Source organism: Streptomyces sp. NPDC007872, assembly GCF_042868165.1.
In the GTDB taxonomy this organism is placed as follows: domain Bacteria; phylum Actinomycetota; class Actinomycetes; order Streptomycetales; family Streptomycetaceae; genus Streptomyces.
This window is the reverse complement of the sequence record NZ_JBIAEA010000008.1, coordinates 75,348-95,493: the sequence shown is the minus strand read 5'-3', so window position 1 is coordinate 95,493 and position 20,146 is coordinate 75,348. Positions and strand designations below refer to the sequence as shown.

22 protein-coding genes and 1 pseudogene are annotated in these 20,146 nt (G+C 69.5%); all 23 read left to right on the top strand.

What is annotated here, in order from left to right; genetic code table 11:
- Positions 1 to 190: 190 nt before the first annotated feature.
- Complete coding sequence (locus ACFYNX_RS26460; protein WP_388664744.1) at positions 191 to 475, top strand: hypothetical protein; 285 nt, start codon at positions 191 to 193, stop codon at positions 473 to 475.
- A gap of 295 nt (positions 476 to 770) precedes the next feature.
- The gene (locus ACFYNX_RS26455; RefSeq protein WP_388664743.1) at positions 771 to 896 is read left to right on the top strand and encodes a hypothetical protein; all 126 of its coding nucleotides are present in this window, start codon (positions 771 to 773) and stop codon (positions 894 to 896) included.
- 422 nt (positions 897 to 1,318) lie between these two features.
- Positions 1,319 to 2,101: a hypothetical protein gene (locus ACFYNX_RS26450; RefSeq protein WP_388664742.1), complete on the top strand. Its 783-nt coding sequence runs from the start codon at positions 1,319 to 1,321 to the stop codon at positions 2,099 to 2,101.
- Between the two features lie 239 nt (positions 2,102 to 2,340).
- Positions 2,341 to 2,805, top strand: a complete 465-nt coding sequence (locus ACFYNX_RS26445) for a hypothetical protein (RefSeq protein WP_388664740.1) — start codon at positions 2,341 to 2,343, stop codon at positions 2,803 to 2,805.
- Positions 2,806 to 2,976: 171 nt separating this feature from the next.
- The gene (locus tag ACFYNX_RS26440; RefSeq protein WP_388664738.1) at positions 2,977 to 3,627 is read left to right on the top strand and encodes a hypothetical protein; all 651 of its coding nucleotides are present in this window, start codon (positions 2,977 to 2,979) and stop codon (positions 3,625 to 3,627) included.
- 303 nt (positions 3,628 to 3,930) lie between these two features.
- Positions 3,931 to 4,614: a hypothetical protein gene (locus ACFYNX_RS26435; protein WP_388664736.1), complete on the top strand. Its 684-nt coding sequence runs from the start codon at positions 3,931 to 3,933 to the stop codon at positions 4,612 to 4,614.
- 307 nt (positions 4,615 to 4,921) lie between these two features.
- Positions 4,922 to 5,521 (top strand): hypothetical protein, encoded by a 600-nt coding sequence (locus ACFYNX_RS26430; protein WP_388664734.1) that lies wholly within the window; start codon positions 4,922 to 4,924, stop codon positions 5,519 to 5,521.
- A 287-nt stretch (positions 5,522 to 5,808) separates the two neighbouring features.
- Positions 5,809 to 6,375, top strand: coding sequence for a hypothetical protein (locus tag ACFYNX_RS26425; protein ID WP_388664732.1), 567 nt, complete (start codon positions 5,809 to 5,811; stop codon positions 6,373 to 6,375).
- Between the two features lie 390 nt (positions 6,376 to 6,765).
- On the top strand, positions 6,766 to 7,332 hold the full coding sequence (locus tag ACFYNX_RS26420) for a hypothetical protein (RefSeq protein ID WP_388664730.1): 567 nt from the start codon (positions 6,766 to 6,768) through the stop codon (positions 7,330 to 7,332).
- Positions 7,333 to 7,624: 292 nt separating this feature from the next.
- A pseudogene (locus tag ACFYNX_RS26415) lies at positions 7,625 to 7,954 on the top strand (HU family DNA-binding protein); the annotation flags it as partial.
- Between the two features lie 417 nt (positions 7,955 to 8,371).
- Positions 8,372 to 8,605, top strand: coding sequence for a hypothetical protein (locus ACFYNX_RS26410; RefSeq protein WP_388664728.1), 234 nt, complete (start codon positions 8,372 to 8,374; stop codon positions 8,603 to 8,605).
- Between the two features lie 276 nt (positions 8,606 to 8,881).
- Positions 8,882 to 10,108: a DNA cytosine methyltransferase gene (locus tag ACFYNX_RS26405; protein WP_388664726.1), complete on the top strand. Its 1,227-nt coding sequence runs from the start codon at positions 8,882 to 8,884 to the stop codon at positions 10,106 to 10,108.
- Between the two features lie 288 nt (positions 10,109 to 10,396).
- Positions 10,397 to 11,569, top strand: coding sequence for a DUF6884 domain-containing protein (locus ACFYNX_RS26400; RefSeq protein WP_388664724.1), 1,173 nt, complete (start codon positions 10,397 to 10,399; stop codon positions 11,567 to 11,569).
- A 1,104-nt stretch (positions 11,570 to 12,673) separates the two neighbouring features.
- Complete coding sequence (locus ACFYNX_RS26395; RefSeq protein ID WP_388664722.1) at positions 12,674 to 13,051, top strand: hypothetical protein; 378 nt, start codon at positions 12,674 to 12,676, stop codon at positions 13,049 to 13,051.
- A 376-nt stretch (positions 13,052 to 13,427) separates the two neighbouring features.
- Positions 13,428 to 13,715, top strand: a complete 288-nt coding sequence (locus ACFYNX_RS26390; protein WP_388664720.1) for a hypothetical protein — start codon at positions 13,428 to 13,430, stop codon at positions 13,713 to 13,715.
- 94 nt (positions 13,716 to 13,809) lie between these two features.
- A complete protein-coding gene (locus ACFYNX_RS26385) occupies positions 13,810 to 14,190 on the top strand; it encodes a hypothetical protein (RefSeq protein ID WP_388664718.1) in 381 nt (126 codons plus the stop codon).
- 459 nt (positions 14,191 to 14,649) lie between these two features.
- Positions 14,650 to 15,531 carry a hypothetical protein gene (locus tag ACFYNX_RS26380; protein ID WP_388664716.1) on the top strand — a complete coding sequence of 294 codons (882 nt, stop codon included), beginning with the start codon at positions 14,650 to 14,652 and terminating at the stop codon, positions 15,529 to 15,531.
- A 317-nt stretch (positions 15,532 to 15,848) separates the two neighbouring features.
- Positions 15,849 to 16,310: a hypothetical protein gene (locus ACFYNX_RS26375; protein WP_388664714.1), complete on the top strand. Its 462-nt coding sequence runs from the start codon at positions 15,849 to 15,851 to the stop codon at positions 16,308 to 16,310.
- A gap of 337 nt (positions 16,311 to 16,647) precedes the next feature.
- Positions 16,648 to 16,980 (top strand): hypothetical protein, encoded by a 333-nt coding sequence (locus tag ACFYNX_RS26370; RefSeq protein WP_388664712.1) that lies wholly within the window; start codon positions 16,648 to 16,650, stop codon positions 16,978 to 16,980.
- Between the two features lie 32 nt (positions 16,981 to 17,012).
- A complete protein-coding gene (locus tag ACFYNX_RS26365) occupies positions 17,013 to 17,357 on the top strand; it encodes a hypothetical protein (protein WP_388664710.1) in 345 nt (114 codons plus the stop codon).
- 427 nt (positions 17,358 to 17,784) lie between these two features.
- Complete coding sequence (locus tag ACFYNX_RS26360; RefSeq protein WP_388664708.1) at positions 17,785 to 18,084, top strand: hypothetical protein; 300 nt, start codon at positions 17,785 to 17,787, stop codon at positions 18,082 to 18,084.
- Between the two features lie 303 nt (positions 18,085 to 18,387).
- Positions 18,388 to 18,963 (top strand): hypothetical protein, encoded by a 576-nt coding sequence (locus tag ACFYNX_RS26355; protein WP_388664706.1) that lies wholly within the window; start codon positions 18,388 to 18,390, stop codon positions 18,961 to 18,963.
- A gap of 531 nt (positions 18,964 to 19,494) precedes the next feature.
- A complete protein-coding gene (locus tag ACFYNX_RS26350; RefSeq protein WP_388664704.1) occupies positions 19,495 to 19,827 on the top strand; it encodes a hypothetical protein in 333 nt (110 codons plus the stop codon).
- Positions 19,828 to 20,146 lie beyond the last annotated feature (319 nt).

The following is a 20,146-nucleotide window of genomic DNA, read 5'->3' as shown; positions in this document are numbered from 1 at the left end:
TCAGGCAGGTGTTGCGGACCTTGACCGACGACCGGTCAAGGTCCCTCCGTCGGCCGCCAAACCAGGCCGGTACGTCGACTCATCACCCGCACCAGGAGGTTCCGCCTTGACCGCCGACGACCGCCAGACTTCCGGGATCCCGCACGATCCAACGACTGCCACCTCGGCACCGTCCGAAGTCCCCATCCTGATGCGTCCCGGATCCGGCCTTGCGGGCCTGCCCGACCTCGCCGCCACCTACCGAGCTGAGACGCAGCTCGGAGCCGGAGAACCCTGGCACCCGCACAGCACGGAGAGCCAAGAGCGCGTCCTGGACGGAATCGAGTTCCTCCTGCGCCGCGAACTGGCCACCGCCCACGCGGAGGGGACCACTCTCGTCGTCACCGTCCCTCTTTGCCAGACGGGCCTGGACGAGGACGAGCCCCAGCTCGATGCCGCTCCTCGCTCCCGCTACGTCCCCATCGGCCAGCCCTGACCGCCCGCATTACCTAGCCCTGCCCCGCAGCCTCACCAGCCTCGCGGGGCAGGGTTCGTCGTTCGCCCCCCAGCCCGCCACCGGAGGTTGCCGCAGTAGCCCACCTGCTCGGCACAGTCCCCCACACCAAGCAGCCAGGCACCCGCCAGCAGCTACTCCGACTCACACCGGGGACAACCGCCATGAACCGCACCCAGGCCGACACTTCCTCAGATGCCCGCGTCCGCATCCTTACCGAAATGACCCACGCCCTCACGCTGCCCCCGAGGCGTGCGACGTCTTCCTCGCCGACTACATGGACACCATCCATGACCTCGCCAACGCCTATGCGGATCCCAAGGCCGCCTACCTCGCACTGAGCAACTACGCGGACGACACCTACGAGCGGCTCATCGAGGACGAGGAAGCACTCACCGGATGACGAGGTCCCGGACAGGCCCACCGTCCGACAGTCGCGGGCTGCCCACCGCGCCACCGCGACCGGGAGGGGAGCACCACCCGCTCGCCACATGCGAGGCGTACGCGCGGCGGCCGGCCCACCGGCGTTCCAGGGAGCCGTCGGCCAGGCCCCCATTCCCCGGCCTCGATACGGCCATGAAGCACCTCGCTGTGTACGCCGTTCCCCGCACAAACCGGATACCCCAGGGCCCGCCCCGCCGCCTCGGCCGGGCGGACCTGCCGCATGTCGGGCCGACTTCTATCCCAGCTACCGCCGAGCGTTCCGCGAGGTTGCAGGGCTAACCCCGCCCCAGGCCACCGTCCATCCCGCCAGGCACTCCGGCAGCTCCTCCGAGACCCGAGACACCCGCAGGCATTCACAGACCACCTACGAAGGACAAGACGGTGCCCAACACTCTCAACTACGACCCGACCATCCCCGAAGGCAAGGCCATCGCCGACCTCTTCGACGACGTCAAGGCGATCGAGGACGCCGACGGCAGCTGGGACGGCGCCGACGTCGTGGACCTGCTCACCGGCTGGTTCACCAGGCTCGGCATCAACGTCAAGGGACCCTCCCACCAGGCCGGACCGATCAAGCCCACCGCGATCTCCCCCGACGCCACCGCCGGGGAGATCACCCAGCTCCTCCTTGCCGTGCCCGGCTTCACGGTCAGCGGCTACCCCACCGGGAACCCGGGCTTCTTCTACGCCCAGGACGACAGCGACGAGCACGCCGAGTTCACGCTCCTCACCTTCCCGACCGCCACGCCCGCCCTCAAGCGCGCGGCCATCGCCGAGCTGCGCCGCCACGGATTCGCGGCCACGGAACAGGAACCCACCGCAAATCGCGGCGGGACGATCCGCGTCCAGAGCTACGTGCTCTTCCCTGTGCCCGAGAGCGCCGGTCCCGTCGACCGTGCCGTCAGTGTTCTGTACGAAGCGGGCTTCACCCACGCCGCCTCACGGCCGCAGGCGGTCGTACCCGGCTACGTGACACCCAGCCCCGTGTCCTGGCGCCCCGGCTGGATTCAGATCGATGTGATCAGCAAGCGGGGACTCGACCGGGAGTCCCGCGAGGAGGTCACCCGCGCGGCTGCCGAGACCTTCGCGCACCGCGGCTGGGAGGTGGAGATGCGCGGAACCGAGTCGTTCCACGCCTTGGACCCCAGCCACGCCCCGGCGTAGTAGGCCCGTCCCCGCTGACGACCACTCGACGAGGCGTGCCGGACCGCTGGACGCAGTCCACTGATCCACATGCGAGAGGCCCCACACACGGTGTGGGGCCTCTCCGAGGTTTCACCACTTGGCCCGGCTGGTCCCTCCAGTCCCTGATCGCAAGCCGTTGCCGGCCTAACCGACACGAGCCCGACGGTCACCCTCCACGCCCCAGAGGCAACGAATTCCCTTGCAAGGAGAAGCCGATCGTGACCTACACACCAGAGACCCATCAGCACGCAGCCCAGATGGCCTGGCACGCCGCCCGCGATGCCTACCGCACCCTGACCGCCTGCCTCCTGATCCAGATCCAGCCGCTCCTGCGCCGCGAGCTCCACAACGAGGAAGCACCCTGGTCCCACCTGGTCGCCGACCTGCCGGACGGAGGCCGTGTGACCATCCAGCTCATCGACGGATCCACCGCCCAGGCCCACTTCACCGGCCTTCACCAGGGAGCCGTCGAGGTATTCACCAGCAGGGGACGGGTTCACTTCGGAGACATCTTCGACTTTCCCCTGGCGGAGACCACCCCCAGCACCCACACGCGCCATCTCTACCGGGCCACCCAGCGCATCAGGGTGCAGCCCGACGGCAGCATCACGGGGGACTTCACCCTCCCTATCCCCTACCTGATGCACGCGCTCGAAGGCCTCACCGAGCTGAGCAACCGCTGACCCCGCCGAGAGTTGGACCCCACGCGTCCCCCTTTCCTGCCCCGTACCCCTCCAGGGTGCGGGGCAGCTTCTGCGCTCCATGCAACCGCTCACAGCAGTTGCGGAGCTTAGCCCGCGCCGGGCCACCGTCCTCCCGTCACCGCACTCCGCAACGAACGAAGGAGAGTTCACATGACCCCCGCCACTCCCGCCTGGTCCTGGGCCGTGACGGTTACCACCCCCGGCGGACAGCCCGTCCCGGCGATCGGCTTCGACACCCTCACCGACTTCGAAGAGGCACGAGAGAAGGCGTCCGACTTCGTCACGCTCCTCGGCGAACAGACGACATACGAGACCGACGCCCAGCAGGTGGCCCACGCGCTCCAGGCCCTCCCGACCCCCGAGACCGCAGCGCTCGCCCACTCCGCCTACGCCGGGATCTACAGCGCCCACGTCCTTCCCGTCGCACCCGGCCAGACCACCCAGGAGGCGTGGGAGCAACACATGCCCGCCCTCTTCACCAACCAACTGGCCAAGGCCTGGACATGGGTCGTGGCCCGCGTCGACGACACCGACGCCCAGGTCGTCGCTGGTGGCGGACCCTTCCCTACCGACCGCCAGAACGCGGAAACGATCCTGCTCGGCGCCCTGGCGCGCATCCACCACCCCGACGCCACGACACTCGCCGACCAGTGGAGCAGCGACACCAACACCACCGACTTCCGCACCCACGGCCTCTACACAGCGGCACTCGTCGAGGTCACCGAAGGTCTGGCAGCCAACGCCGAGGACGCCGTCCAGGACGCACTGACCGAGCGGTACAACCACGTCGCCTACCACTGACAGGCCACCTGTGACATCGGCCCCGGAGCGCCCAGCGCCCGGGGCCGAAGCACGTGCGCGACCAACACCACCCACCTCACCGAGCCTGCGGGCTCACTCCGCCACGCACCGGGCACAAGGGCAGGACGGGAGCGCATCCCAGCCCTCTCCAGCTCTCCCGCCCACAGCGTCGTGGACTTGCGAGGCTTGCCAACGGCCACGTCATGGTGCGGCCCGGACCCCGGAGCACGCGCACCGGGCCCATCGACACACACCTCACAGCCGCCCCTCGGCGCCCCTCCGAGCAGGAAGAGAGACACCTGCATGAGCACACCCACCACCGCTGCCACCAGCACGGCCCGGCCGCGACCGCTACCGAGGTTCCACGCCGCCACGGCCCCCGCCACGGGCTGGGACTTCACCCACCGCGGGCTCTCATTCAGTACCTACCGGCCGACTGGCTTTGCCGCCTCCGGCCCCACGGTCTTCGGCTGGTCTGTGTTCTGGAACATCACCACCGAGAGCCGCGAAGAGATCACCGGCGGATGGGAGGACCGGGCCTCCGCCGTCCGCGCGGCCCTCAGGGCCGTTGACCAGCGTGCCGAGGCCAACAGGCTGCACTGGCAAGAGAACAGCGGCACCCACCCCCAGCCCGCACGCTGCTGCCCGCACCTGGACACCGGTCACACCGCAGGACTCTACGGACCGACCCGCTGCACCGCCTCCCGCTGCCGCTGCTACAAGTACCAGCAGGGCCCGCTCGTCCCCATCCGAGCCGAGGACATCCCCACCGGCGCGGTCCTAGCCCTGCACCCTGCCAACCTGGGCCCCATGGAGTTCCCTGTCGCGCACTCCGCCCAGGGGACACGCCCGGGGACGATAGACCGGCCCCGCATCACCTGGATCCGGGTAGTGACCGCAACCGGTGACGCCTACGAGATCGACGCCGACACCACGGTCTACGCCCTCGCGCACACCGTGCCCGGCTCCACGCCCCGCGCTGAGTAGGCCACGTAGAGCTCTGCCCGCTGCCCCGGCCCCCGCACTCACCACAGTGCGGGGGCCGTTCGCATGTTTCCGCTCCGTCGGCGCCCTCAGGAGATACAGGGGGATTGCCGAGCCTGTTGCGGGGCTTACCCAGTCCTGGCAGAGAGTCAGCTCGTCGGCCACCGACCGCCGTCCGTGAACCGAAGAGTTCCGCCGGCAGGGATGCGGCTGCTGCTCCCATCCGATCGTCCCGCGCATCCCGGCCCTCTTGCGCAGACCAACGCGTCGCGCGCCCTCCCCACCGTCCCGCCCGCTCTTGAGGAGAACGATGCCTGCCCCTTCCCCGCGCCCGGTCACCCTGACCACAACCGCGATCCCGACCAGCGCCGACGACACCCGTCACGCGATCCAAGCTCCCGTGTTCATAACCCTCACCTGCTCCCAGTGCTCGGTCGGCTCCTACCGCGACGACCAGCAACCCGATCCTGCTTGGGACGCTCCCGAAGCCCAGTGGCGGTGCACCAACTGCGGCCACCCCACCAGCATCGACGCCATGGAGTTCGACCCAGGCGAGCGCTGCACGGTCCGTGACCACACCCTGGGGTACACCACCGACGCCTATCCGGCGCTCCCCATCGCCAACCAACCGGCCGCCACCCAGGAGCCTCCTGCGGCGCTACGGACAACCGCTACCGAGATCACGGCGACCCTCTGCATCGACTGGTCCGAATCCTGCTGCGGAAACTGCAACAAGCCCACCCTTCCCAGCGCGTACCGCCACACCGACATCTCCGGATACCAGGCGAAGCCCGGCGCCGGGTGTGGAGCTCGGTTCGTGAACACCGCCAGCCTCTCGTGGGACCTCTCAGCCGAAGACCTGCACGAGCTGCGTCCCGACCTCCCCGTACGCAGCCAGGACGAGGCCTGACCAGCACCACGTCGCGCGGCCCCGGGCTCTCCAGGCCCGGGGTCGCGACAGCGCACCCAACCCCTTGGCCCCGGCACCGCCTCAGCGGTCCCGGGGCCGCGCCGCTCCCGCAAAAGCGCACTTCACGTCTGGCACGGCCGACACTCCCGCGCTGCGCTACCAGCCCACAGGACCCGTCTCGCCACGTGAGCGACAGGTTGCCGGGCTTGTGTGGCCATGGGCCAGCGTGCTGCCACCCCGAGCCGCCGCTTGGCGGCGGGGCAGCACCCGCGAGAGGACCCACCTCCATGGCTTCTGACCTCACTGCACTGCAGCAGGCGCAGGAAGCGCTCGACCGCATGACTGCGCACCTTGCAGCACTCGGCACCCCGGCCGCTGCCGTCCAAGCCCTCCTCGACAACACCGACCCCGGCCCGTGCAACGATCGCCGCGGCGGTTCCTTCTGCCAGCTCGACCTCGGCCACCCCGGCCACCTCCACATTTCGGTCAGGCCCCCGGCCCCGGGCACCAAGACCGAAACCGAGTGGGCCAGCAAATGGAGTGACCGCGACAACAAGAAGCACTTCTCCTACGACCACTGCTTCATCCTGCCCGCCCCGACGACGCCGGCCGGCCAGGCTCATGCCGAACTCGTAGACCTCCCACAGGTGTTCATCAGCCAGCCAGTCACCGACACTCTGCTGTACCTGCACATCCGCCTCGGCAGCAACGACAAGGGTCTCAGCTCCTGGCTGCGCCGCATCGGACTGAACCCCGATCAGGCGGAGCGCACCCGGCACGGTGACTACCTCGCACGCGGCCAGATGCACGGTGCTCGCATCGCCCTGATCGCTCACGCCCATTCCTACCGCTAGCACAGACCGGCCAGCTCAACCCCGTCAAGCTCGCACCTCCGCCTCCGGCCGCAGGCTGCGCTGGCTAGACCTTGACCGCAGGATCCCCGGCCCCGGCACCCCCACGGTGTCGGGGCTGCCCTCGTCCCACTCCGTCCACACCAGTCGGCAACGGCCCGGCGACAGCCCTACGCGGTGCCCAGCAACCGCTCTGCGACACCTCCGAGTGAGTGGACCTTGCGCGGCTTACCCACCCCTGCAGCACTCTCCAGCCAGCGGCCAGGGCAGTGGTGACAGCAACCCCACCCTCAAGGCCATCACCTGCCAGGTTGCCCTGGCCCAATCCATCCCGCCAGCACAGCAGATCCGCCCCGACTCCGAACCGACACTCACACACCGGAGGCCCTGCACATGCCACTCACCACCGGACGACAGCCCGCGCACACACTCGGCGTCGGCGACCGCTACCTGGCCACGGGTCCTGACCGGAAGCCCCTCGAAGTGACCGTCAGCAAGATTCACCGGGACAGCTTCACCGACGCCATCACCATCTACCTCGAAGGCCGCCCGAACCGCGCCGGTACGTGCAAGCCGGACGCCCTCGCCTACGTCACTCACCGCGCACTCCGCAAGACGGCTGCTGAAGCCTTCGGCATCGGCAGGCAACCAGCCTCCACGCTCGGCATCGGCGACCGCTACATCGCCCACCACAACCGCGACAAGTGCTACAGCCGTGAGGTGACCGTCTCGTATGTCTGGGACTGCGTCGACGGCAGCTTTAACGTCCACCATCAGCGGGCCGACCCGATTCGGACGAGCCACTTCACCAGCGCGTCCCCGGTACATGTCCTCCATCGTGCGCCGCGCTGCGACCACGGCGGCCCCTGGGAACACTGCATCTTCTGCGGCGAGATCGAGTGGCCCGACGAGGTCCAGACCGCCTATATGGCCGCCGCCAACGCGCGATCCGCCCCCTGACACGATCCCACCGTCCTTCGCCCCGGCGCCGCCCCCGCGACGCCGGGGCTGTCCCGTACCCGCGCCCTGAACAGCAGCGCGCTCCCGTTCCTCCCGTGCGGCCAGGCGAACACCCGCACTCCCCTCCCGACACGGAGCGCCGCGGGCCCGCAGAGCGTCAAGCCCGGACAGCCACCACCAACGGCGAATGTTGCGGAGCTAACCCAGCCGAGCCACACGATCCACCTCACCAGCCGGTTTGCAGCAGCCGACTGCGACACCTTCGTTGACACCACCATGAAAGGACCCGGCCATGAACAAGGCCCAACTGATTGAAGCCATTACCGAGAAGATGGGCGGCCGCCAGCAGGCCACCGACGCCGTTGAAGCCGTGCTCGACGCGATGGTGCGAGCGGTCGTCAGGAGTGAGCGCGTCTCCGTCACCGGATTCGGCTCAATCGAGAAGGTCGTCCGCCCTGCCCGGTACGCCAGGAACCCGCAGACGGGCCAGCGGATCCGAGTCAAGAAGACCCACGTGCCCCGCTTCCGAGCCGGGCAGAACTTCAAGGATCTGGTCGCGGGTCGGAAGAGGCTCAAGGAGGGCGTCACCGTAGTGACGAAGGCCCCCAAGGGCAGCCTCACCCGCGCCGTCTAGAACTATCCTGCCCCACTGCGGCGCCCCGGTTCTCCGACCGGGGCGCCGCTGTTTGCTGCGGCCCGGCAAGGTGATCCGGTCCTCCGCTCAGCTCCCGCATCGCAGGTGCTTGCCACCTCACGGCTGCGGCCGGCGCAGCCCCGTGCTTGCACGGCTTACCGTCCCCACAAGGACACTGCCACCCTCCCCAGCCGCGGCACCTGCGTTTGCCGCACCCGTGCTCGGCAATCGGGCCCCCGCCGGTACCTGGGGATAGGCAACCACCCGGAAAGACAGAACATGACCGATAACCATGCTGCGCCCGTGCTCAATTCTGGAGCCTCCCACTACCGAGCTAACGATCTCCGTTCGACCGAATCTGACGTAGCCGCGATCCCGTCGTCCGCCGTCGAACCCTGCTGGGTCATGCCGACGCCCGACGAGAACCAGCAAAGCCCTCAAGCCGCCGTGACGGAGTATCCGGTGCCGGACGGGTTTCGCTTCACGGAACTCCCCGACTGGGTCGAGCAGCCTACGTGCGTTGTCGGCTCCGGTACGGAAGGCCTCGGAATGCTCTACAGCATCGAGGCCGACCCCGCCGTGTTCGTGTGCATCCGCCACATGGATCTGGGCGCCGAGGTCATCACTTCCCTGAGCTGACCGGACACTACAGGCTTAGCGGCCGACGGCCGATGCCAGGCCAGTCTCCCCTCGCCGCCAGCATCCTGAAGCTTGACCGGCACACCCCACCGTGCGGCCCCCGGACGATCAGCCCGGGGGCCGCACGCATGCTCCGGGCCGCCATCACGGTGCACGCCCTCTGTCGTGTTGCGCCCCTTGCCCATCAGCCCGTCAAGGTCCGGTCACCAGGGGATCGGTGCCCACCAACCCGCCCCTTCCATTCACTCCCTACCGTCCGGAAAGGGCCTTCCTGCGATGGCTGCTCAGTTCGGCATCAAGCCCTCTTACACCTCTGTTCACTTCTTCACCGGCGGCTGCGGTGACATGCGTGGCTTCACCCAGGCCGGATTCAAGTCCTTGTACGCCGCGAATCACCATCCGGCGTCCGCGCGGACTGCCCGGGACAATTGGCCAGGTCTGCTCGTCAAGGAGGCCGACGTGCAGAGCATTGACATGCGCAACGTCCCGACGGCCGACGTTCTGGTCGCATCGCCCATCTGCACCGAAGCGTCTCCGAACAGCGGCAAGGCCGCACCGCGTGCCGCGATCGAGCTGGACGAGAACGGCCGCCCGAAGCCGGGCCCGGACTGGCCTCAGACCCGCATCACCATGTGGGAGCCCGTCCGCTACGCAGAGTTCCACCGCCCCCTCGCCTACGTCGGTGAGAACGTTCCCGCCTTCGGCAACTCCCCGCTCTTCAAGGCATGGCTCGGGGTCTGGGGCGCCCTCGGCTACACACCCACGCTCGCATCAGTCAACGCCGCCCACCTCAAGGTCTCTGGCGCACGGCCCCTGCCTCAGTCCCGGGACCGGCTGGTGTGGTGCTTCCTGCGCAACGACGTAGTCGCCGAAAACGGCCTCCCCGATCTCCGGCCGACCTGTGACGCGATCTGCCCCACCTGTGGCCCTGTCGAAGGTGTCCAGCGCTGGAAGAAGAACCCCAACTTCCCGGTGGGTGAGTACGGCCGCAACCGCCAGTACCACTACGTGTGCCCCGACCGGCGCTGCCGTGCCCGAGTCGAGCCCGTCATCCGAGGAATCGGGGAGGTAATCGACCCCGACATATCCGGTGACCGCTTCGGTGACGGCTACTTCAAGGGCAAGCAGCGCACCACGCGCACGCCCTACGGGCAAGCCACACGCGACCGCGTCGCCGCCGGGCTGGAGAGGTACCGCGGCAAGCCCTTCATTGCCACCCTGCGAAACCACTGCTCGGCGTCCTCGCTGGATGACCCCATCGGCACCCTCTCGGCACAGGGAGGAGGCCACCACTACCTGGTACGGCCGACCGCCAGCCTGACCATCGACGACTGCGAGTACAGGCCCCTCACGACCCAGGAGAAGGCCCGCTGCCAGGGATTCCCCGAAGAGCACAAGTTCGCCGGAACTGAGCACGACAAGCGCCTCCAGGTCGGGAATGCCGTACCCGTCAACGTCGCCCGCTGGCTCGCCCAACGCGTCCAGGCCGTCCTGTCCGCCTGACACGACCCCAGACACCCCGCCGCCCAGCATGCACCGCTCACACTGACGCCATCCCTTGCTCCCCGACCCCGACCCCGGCTCCGCAAACGCGGAGCCGGGGTCGCCCGGCACCCCCGCACTCCGCAGGCACGCCGGCCGCGCACATCCGCCGCGCCGTTGCGGCCCTTGGCCGTCGCTCCGTCATCTTCCGGTCACCGGCTGGTCGTGATGTCCGACCGACCCGCCCCCAACCGCCCAACCTCCACAAGCGCAGCTTCTTTGCGCATGAACACCCAAGGGGACCCGCCCGTGACCACGCCCCAAGCACGCCCCACCACCGCCCGCCGACCGCTGCAAGACACCGGCTGGGGAGCGAAGCGCGCCGCCACTTACGCCGCACGATGCGCACGGTACGTCAGCATCGACCGCTTACAGCTTCAGGCCAGAGGCCGCGCAGCAGTCCGCCTCGATTTCCCCTACGCCGTGGGCCGCGGTCCGCAGCGGCACGAAGCAGCCGTCGCCATAGCCGCCCGGTTCGGACTGGACGCCCGCCACCTGGACCGCTCCGGGCGCGCGCTGCGCATTACAGGCCGTCCCGATGCGGTAGCCCGCTACGCTGCCGCGCTCCCCCGTGTCCTGGACCACGCTGAGCAGCTGGCCAGCTGGGCCGCACGCATGTACAGCCAGTGTGCCCGCAAGCCCCAGCACACCGACCACTTCGAGGGCCTGGGTGCCCGGGCGCCCCGCGCTGCCGCCTACTTTCGTGCCACCGCCTTCCGCAGGATCGTTGAGGTCCTAGCCGGCCCGCAGGACATCGTCGTACCCGAGGTAGACCCCAGTCTGCCCCTGTGGGAGCAGGCCGAGACCCTAGGTGGAGTGCTGGGCGAATACGGATGGGTAGAGATCCGCGACACTTATGACCCCGATACCGCCCGGCAACTTCTCGACAGCGCCGACCAGCTCAAGGCCCCGGCCTCACGCTGGCCGGTCACCAACAAGCACGGTGAGCAACTGGCCTTGTTCAATGACGCCCACTCGGCGCCCCAGCCCACATCCGGCCTGGTCGTCGTCATCCCCTGCTCCGCCGCGAAGACTAGCCACCCAGCCGCAGCAGGGCGGCTCTATACGGGATCGCTTCACAAACACGCCCGCCGTACCGCCGACGCCCTCACTGCCCAAGGCGGCACCATCCTGGTACTCAGCGCCCTTCACGGCTTCCTGCCACTGGATCAGGTCATCGAACCGTACGACCACACGTGGACAGACAAGGACAGCATCACTGTCGACGACCTGCAGGCTCAAGCCGTCGATCTGGGGTTGCTCGACGCCAATGTAGTGCTGCTCACCCCAGGTGAATACACGAAGCGGGCTGTCTGCGTCTGGCCGAACGCCCGCACCCCGCTGGCTCACCTGGGCATCGGCCGCCAGCGCAGCCGACTGACCGCCCTACGCGAAAGCGCCCACAGCGCAGAGGCCGGGTGAGACGACTGACATCTGACGCGGAACCCGGTACCTGCCCCCGGCCCCGCCTCACTCACCCTGCCTCCGCACCCGTCGGCACCTAGGCAATGGCGCGCCGGACGTTGCAGGCACACGGCCCAGTATCCCGGCACCCACAGCCTCGCGGGGATCCCGGTTCACCACCATGGCTTGCGCTGCTTGGCCTCCCACATGTGGTGGTTGGGACACCCGGATCGGAACACTCAGCATCCGGGGGCTAACCAACTCTCAGTCCAGGAGCCGCTCGTGCTGTTCGCCGAACCAGCCCACCCCTACGACGACCCTGACCACCCCGCCCAATGGGCCTGGCGGTATGGGTACCTTGAACTCCTCTACACCCCCGGCATCAAGACTCTGTCCCTGTCACGAGGCCCTAAGTACTCCACCAGCGGCAGGCGCTCCTGCCGCCGCTGCCACGGCAGCGGCTACCTCCCCTGGTGGGAACGCACCGCACCCGACGGAACGGTCACGCCAGCCGTCCCCTGCCCGACCTGCCCTGCCCACCGCGTCGTGTTCGAGTACCTGCCCCTGTGGCCCGTGCACTCCCTCGGCCAACTGCGCACATGGCTCAGCGCACGCCGCCGCGCCACCGCAAACCAGTCGCCCATATGGGATGACAATCCCGCCCTCGGACAGACAGGCGTTTTCGACGAGCCACCGTTTTGACATCAGCAGCGCAGGGGCCGAGGGCCGCGTCTGCGGCTCCCCGGCACAGGCCGCCAGTCCGCCCATGTGTACCGGCCCTCGCTTCCGCTAGAGAAGCCAGACGCATCACCTTCGCCCCATGCCCACTTCTCACCTGGCCCCGGCACCCGCTCCTGTGGGTGCCGGGGCCGTTCCATGACCACGCGAAGGCCGATCCCTGCTTGGTCCGCACCTTCCTGCTGGCCGCCACCTTGCCTGCCCCATCAACTGGTCTCCTCCCGGAGCCGGCGATCTGGGCGGGAGTGCGGGCTTGCGGCGCTTGCTGGTCTGCCCGACACGGTCTGGCTATCCGGTCAGGGGCGGTGCCCGTCGACCTGTTCCCTCAACCGTCCACCCGCCTACCGGGCACAGGCCCATACCGGATCTGAGAGACCCGTCTGCGTGACGCAGACCATCCATCGCAAGGAGCAGTCCATGAAGCCCAGTCAGATCACCGCCTTCCAGACCGTCTTGTCCCGCCTGGCCACCGCGGGTTTCCGCTGCACCGTCGAGTCCGACGAAACGACGACAGACGAGTCCTGGGCTGTCTACCACTTCGCCGACGGCTCCAACCTCATATGGGGCACGACCAGTGAAACCGGCGCGGAGAATTCCGTAACCCACCTCGTCAGCGCCCACCGTGCCCTGGACGCCTTGTTCACCAATGACTATGGGGACGAGCCCCAGCTCTTCGCCACCGGTGACTTCGATGAGGACGTGAACGCGCTCCGCGACTGGATTGCCTACCTCACTGAGACGCACGGCACCTCCCAGGAGTAGCTCCCTCCCAGCCCCGCGTCGTTTGGCGAATTCCAGGCGCGGGGCCGTGCCGTGTTCCGGCTCGTCTCGGCGTTTGCCAGCCGCTGCCCAGCGCCGTCGCATACCTCGCTGCCCGGCCGCCGTTCTGGGCCACGGCCGCACACTCCCGGTCCACAGTTCCCGCTACGAGGCCAGGAACCCGACCGCTGTCGGCAGCGTCCCGCCCCGGCGCCCTGCCCGGTCTGTCGCGTTTGGTCGGGCTACACGGCGGTCGTGTGCGTCATGCCGTATCGCAGGTCTGGCGCCGCCGGCGGTGTTGCGGCGCTAACCCCCAACTCCCGCACGGTGCACCCCGCCGCACTCCACCACCCACTCCAGCAAAAGGGAGCCTGCCCCGATGCCTACCATTCGTGCCGCCCGTGCCCGTATCACCCGCTGCCGACAGCGCCGACTGCCCCGCCGCTACCAGTGGACGAAGGCCACCGTCTACTCCTCCGACCCCGCCAAGCCGGTCGCCGGCGCCTACGGCCGGGGCTCCGCACCCCTGCCCTTCCCTCTCGCCTCCCCCCACACCGCGCCCTACCTCACCCGCCGCCGACCCGACGTCGACCGCACCCCGACCAGCCCCTACCCCCGCTACCTGACCCGCACCCCCAAGCGCTACCGCCACTGGCCCCACGCCTGAAACCCATCACCTCCCGGCGGGACCGGGCCATACCCCCGACCCCGTCGGCTCAGTTCACACCACCCCAGCGACCACGCCCTAGAACGGACAAGCCATGCTCTACCTGATCACCGACGACTACAACCGTGTGCTCACCACCGTGGCCGCACCCGATGACGACGCTGTGAGCATTGCTGTGGAACGCGCCGACAAGCCCGACCTCTGCCTGTTCTCCGCCGACCTGTACTCCGACGGCTCCGTGCACGTCGGTCATTGGCCCGATGGTGAGGATTGGGAGCGCGTACTCACCACCCACGGCGTCCCGAATGCGTACGGCTCCAACACCCCGGCCCGGCCTGCCCCGGTTCCGCCTCTCGACACCCAGGATGCCGTCCTCATCACCTGTCTTCTCCAGGCGGCCATCGACCAGCACACCCTCCCCGACGGCCAGCACGAGCGGGCCGCCCACCTCCTCCGGCGTCTGACCGCCAGATGACCCGCCCATCCTCGCATTCCGCCCCTTTGGCCCCGCGCCTCGGACATCTGTCCTCGGCGCGGGGCCGCCCCACTCCCGGCCCGACGTCAGCGTGCGGCCCACTTCCCCGGCCCGGCGCCAACCCGCGGGCGCGCCTGCACCGCGCCGTCCCCGGCCCGTCTCGCTCGCGCCCGGCGTAGTGCCCGGACCCGCGTCCCTCGGGCCGCCGGTCCGTTCCCGCTCGGTCCACTCCGGCCGCCGAGGGCCAACTCCACCCGGTCGCCGGCCGCCGCCGCCCCGCACCCTCAGCCTGTTGCATCGCTTGCCGGTCCGTCCGGCAGTGTCGGGTCACCGGCCGGGGCAGTGGTAACCGCCCCTACTCCCTCGGCCGCCCACCCCCGCCGGGGCCGTGCCGTGCATCACGGCCGCCGCCCCCGGGCCGCAACCACCCCGCCCTCACCCCTGGAGAAAGGCACCCTCATGACCGACCTCGCCGACCACACGTCCATCCCCCTGCCCGGCGTCATCACGCAACGCCCCGCCCACCGCGGCGAACAGTGGACGGTCACGTTCAACAAGATCGTCGGACGCGGCTCCACGCAGCGGGCCGCCCGCGCGGACCTCGCAGCGCAGCTCACCACCATGGCCGACACGGTCACGACCGAGCCCGCATTCGGCCTGGACTCCGACGGGCACACCGTGGTCGTCGTCCTCGACCGCCCGTGGGGCGCAGAAACGTACTACGCCACCCTCGACAGCGCCCGCCTGATCGGCACCTACGACCGGCACCCGGACGGCCCGGCCGCACACCTGGCCAGCGTCTACCACTACACGCCGCTCCCCACCTACCCGGACACCCCCACCGGCAGGACGCCCGGCACCACTGCGAACACCCCCAAGGAGCCCAGCGCAGCCCTTACTACGGACCTCGATGCCGCCAAGGAGCACCCCGCCGACACTCTGCTGTCCGACGCGAGCACCGTGTACGACCCGGCCACGGGGCCGCGTGTGGACGTGGTCCTTCCCGAAGCACAGATCCATCCCGCGACGGAACCGGACGGCATCTGGCGGGTGACGTGGGGACGCCTGTCGGGTCTGGGGCCGGATCTGGACACTGCGAAGGATCACCTGATGGTCCAGGTACTGGCCTCGGTGCACGCGTCGCAAGAGGAGCCCGCCTTCGCCAGGACTGAGAACGGCGTCACCATCGCCATCGCCCGCCACAACGGCGCCGACCGTTACGGGACCGACGGTTCCGTCTTCTGGCTGACTGCCCGGTACCTGGACTACACCCCGGACGCAGTGGTCGCCTCCGACACCGGGGCCGTCCCCCTGCGGCCCCGCCAGCAGCCGGACTTCTGAGGCGTCCCCTCCGTCCTGTAGCCCGTAGCTGTCTACGCTCGGCCTGGTCCTGCTCGTCTCGTAGCAGATGCTATTAATCCCCCTGCCTGGTGCCGGTTCCGCTCCTTGCGGGGCCGGGGCCGGGCCGTCGGTCCTGTGCCTGTTCCGGGTGTGGGGCTGAGTCGTGTTGCCGTCCGGCCCGGTCCGCCACTCTCCGGTAGCCGTCCCCGTGCCTTGTTCTGTTCGTGGCTGCCGGCGTGGGTGTGTTGCCTGGCTAGGCCCCGGCTGTCGCACTGTCACTCCCGTCAACCCGCCCCGCTTTGATGGGAGTACCCGACATGACGACCCCCATGAACCACCCTGTGACGGTCACCGCCCGCATCAACCCCGACACCGACACCGCCGCCGTTGCCCCTGCCCCGGCCGTGTACATCGCCACTGTCTACGTGAACACCGCCTGCCACAGCTTCGGCGGCTACCAGCACCACCACCTGCTTGCCGAAGCCACTCGCACCGATGGCAGTCCCCTGCGTCTGGTCTTCAACGCCAATGGCCGCACCCGCGGCCATGAGGCGGCTGCGGAAGCCGCCTTCGAGGTCGGCAATGGCCAGAGTGCGGACGACAAGGGCCAGACCTGGCCCGCCGACATCCGGTCCGTCTCTGTCGGCGATGTCATCAAGGTCACCGGACCGGACCACTGGATCATCCATCTCAGCGTCGAGCGGAGTGGCTTCTCAGCGGTCCCCGAGCCCACCCACCTGACCGACCTCGCCGGGTCCCGCGCCTCCAGCCGTCGCTGACCCACCCCCGCCACTCCTCACAGCCCCCGGCCCGGGACTCCCTCCCGGCCCGGGGGCCGTTCCGTGTGTGCCCGGCCAGGGCCGTTCGCCTCTGGCTGCCCGCAGCCCTCCCGGCTGCGGAGCGCCTCTGCCTCCGCGCCGTCCTGGCTGCCGTGCCCGCCCGCCATGTCCCGGCCCGGCGGCGCCTGCCACGGTCCCCGGCTCGGGCAACGCGCCGACGTCCTGGCGCGCGATCGCCGCCCCTGGCGTCCGGTGTCGGTGTGTTTGCGGGTGTTGCCCTCACCTGTGCGCATGGTGTGGCCGTACCCCTCCACACGACGGAAAGGACTTCACCACCATGTCTGATCTCACCGCCGGGCGGTTCCTGCAGAACGCCCTTCACTGCGCCGGTATCGCCGCCCACTCCGACGGCGACGGCGGCAGTGACTACATCGCCGTCCGCGTCGGCGATCACGGCGTCATCAGGATTGGCGGCGTCATCGACCGGGCCAAGGAGAACGAGATCCACTACCACCCGAGCGAGCACCAGGGCTGGGCAGCCGTCTACAACCCCGACACCGAGGACGACGACAGCAGCTTCACCGAGTTCTACCAGTCCACCAACCGCGACCTCGCCCAGGACACCGCCCACGTCGTCAAGGCCATTCAGAACATCATCGCTGGACGCTAAAGGTCCTGTTCTTGAACCTCGAACTACCACGAATGGCGATCATCACTATGAAAAGAACACCTGCCGTCAAGATCCCCCACGCCGAGTTCCAAGTCGACGGGCAGCGGTTCCGCGTCGATGAGCTGGTCTGGCACAACACCAGCGGCCGGAGCTTCGACCTGGTGCACTGCGACACCGACGAAGTGCTGACGCTGGACGAATCGTTCGACAAGTACCCGACCGACGAGCAGGTCGCCAGCGTGCTTGAAGAGCACGGATTTGATCCCGAAATGGAAATGTGCTGGTTCTGCAAGAAGGTGATTCTCCAGGCCACAGCTCACAGGGTCGACCAGGTATGGGTGGGCGATTCCTGCTGTTGGGATGACAGGCTGCGCTGACTGGGACCGCCCAGCGATTTCGTTCGGTCAACGGTCACCGTGACCGTTGACCGAACGATTTCCCCATGTGCCCGTTTGGGATTGCTGCCGCGCCACCTGCCAGTTCGAGGTCTGCAAACAGGCTCTAGCCTTGAGCTCTCCACCGACGACGGAGTGTGCGGTGTGGGGCGTCGACGGCGTGGCGCTCATCATCCCTGCCGCACTGCTGCTCACTCCCGCCCCGCGCAGTCCGGCCAGCGCCCTGGAGCCTCGGCCCCGGCTTCTGCCGGTGCCGGGGCCGCCTCCTGCCCTACCCACTCCCGCCTCCAGGTCGGACCCGCCCTGCGGTCGGCCCCATGCCCTTGCCGGTCTTACCCCAGCGCCGTGCACGGTCTACCGACCGGACCGCATCCGCGTACCGGCCACCATCCGCTGAAAGGGCCCCAGCATGAGCAACACCTCGGAACAGATGGTCGGCGAACACACCATCCACGGCCGTCGCGTGGAAGTACACCGCCTGACGTGGAAGAACCACCCCGGCTTGAGCTACGAGGTCATCGACGCCGAGACCGGTGCCCTCCTCACCATGGACGAAAGCTTCGACGACTACCCCACCGAGGAACAGCTCGCCACTGTCGTCGAAGCCAACAACGCCATCGAAGCGCAGGCCGGGGACGGGCACGAGGAGTGCTTTGGGGCCCACGTCACCGCCGATGGCCACGCCGACTGCGACGACAACGTCCTGTAACCCCGCCGGCCGCGCCCTGCGGCCTACCTCCCCGCCTCTCCCGGCCCCGCGCCCCTCTCGGGCGCGGGGCCGCTCTGCTGCCGTGCCCCCGTCCGCGTCCCGTGCCGGCCGGGCGGGTGGTGGTCCCGGCCCGGCTGCAGGGGCAGGGGCGGGGGTGTTGCGAGGGTTGCCTACGGGGGCGGCAGTGTCCGGTGCACCGGCCCGGGGGAGTGGTGACCACCCCTGCTCCCTCGGCCGACCAACCCCTGGCCACCGCGCCGCCCGCCCACCCCGGGCAGCGCCCCACACCCCGAGGAACCCTCCTTGACCACCCATATCCAGCACCCCGCCACCGTCACCGCCCGCATCGACACCGACAACACCTCCGCGCCGCCCACACAACTCCACACCGTCTGGGTCCTGCGCCGCTGGGACTGGCACGACGACGAGATCACGGCCCACTCCTCGCAGGACCGCGCTCTCGCCGGTCTCGCCGAGCACGTCAAGCAGTCCTGGAGCAGGCTCGTTCAGCACGAGAACGTGCCTGCCGCGCCACCGAGCGACCCCCGCGAGGCCATCCGGTACTACTACGGCCCAGACGGTCACAGCCGCGCCGAGGAGGGCTACCTCCTGTACGAGAAGCACATCGACAGCCCCGCCACCACCACGGCCGCCGATGTCGCCGCCACCTTGTTCGAAGAGGTACGCCGGGCCGCTAGGGCCAAGGCGTCCGACGACCCCGACGACTACGACCTCATGGTCCAGGTCAACGACATGGCCCCGGCCGACGCTCTCCAAGCCCTGAAGGAGTCGTGCCTGCCCTCGGCCCTGATCGAGCCGATCGCCGCCGCACTCATCCTCCTGGCCCCCGACACCTACGCCCCGGCCCGCTCCGCCTGACCCCTTCACACTTCACCGGTGCCCCGGACCGCTGCGCGTCTGCCGGGGCCCCAACCCAGCGCCCGTCGGCCGCTTTCCCGCAGCACCACGTGGCCGTGTAGTGCCGCGCCCGCGTCTCCTGGCCCCTCGCCCTTCCCAAGCCCGCGGCCGCCTTTCAGCCCCCCGCAGGCGAACCACCCCACTCCGGGCCCCGCCGACCGTGCCCCGCGGCTTACCTCCCCGCCTCTCCCGGCCCCGCGCCCCTCTCGGGCGCGGGGCCGCTTTGCTGCCGTGCCCCCGTCCGCGTCCCGTGCCGACCGGGCGGGTGGTGGTCCCGGCCCGGCTGCAGGGGCAGGGGTCGGGGTGTTGCGGGGCTTGCCCCCAGCCGGGGGAGTGTAGGCAGTGCCGGAAGGACGTTCCGCCCCCGCCCTCACCCCCCGGGGGCAGCGGCGGTCGAGCCCCCGGCCGCCGGGCCGCCCCTCACCCCCCCAGGGCGGCCCGGCCCCTCTTCTTCCCTGCCCTTTCCTGATCTGTCATGTGAGGAGCCCTGCCATGTCCGAGTCCCACAGCAGCAACACTTTCATCGAGCTCGTCAAGCAGCTCGCACACCTGGACCAGTCCCCGGACACCACACCCGCCCCCACGCCTGTAGCCAGTGAGCTGACCACCACACTCCTCGTCGGTGACTTCGAGTCCCGCTGCGGAAACTGCGACAAGCCCACTCTCGTGCACGAGGTGGACCGGCACACCGATGTCTCCGGGTGGGAGGAGGAGCCCGGCGCCGGGTGCGGTGCCCGCTTCACCACCATCGCCAGCGCCTCCAGGAACGTCACCGCCGCCGATCTGCGCCAGCTCCGCCCCGACCTGCCCATCCGCGATCACTGACTCCCACAGATCCCTGCCTCCCCAGGAAGAGGGAAGCCGTCCCCCGGATGCCGGGCCGCCCCGCCCCTCGGCCCGTCCCGCCTACCACCGCTGACCAAGGCAGCACCCCTTCACGGCCCCCGGTGGCCGGGACACCCCGTCCCAGCCCCGGGGGCCGGCCACGCCCCGCCACCTTGCCGCCCGCTCATCCCGCCCGGGACACCCGGGGCGCACTCGCTTGCGCGGCCAGCGGCCCGACCGCCCCCTGCCGCGCCTTGCCCGCCTAACCGACCGCCACCCCACCATCACCCCCGTCAACCAGCCGCACCCCGACAGGAGT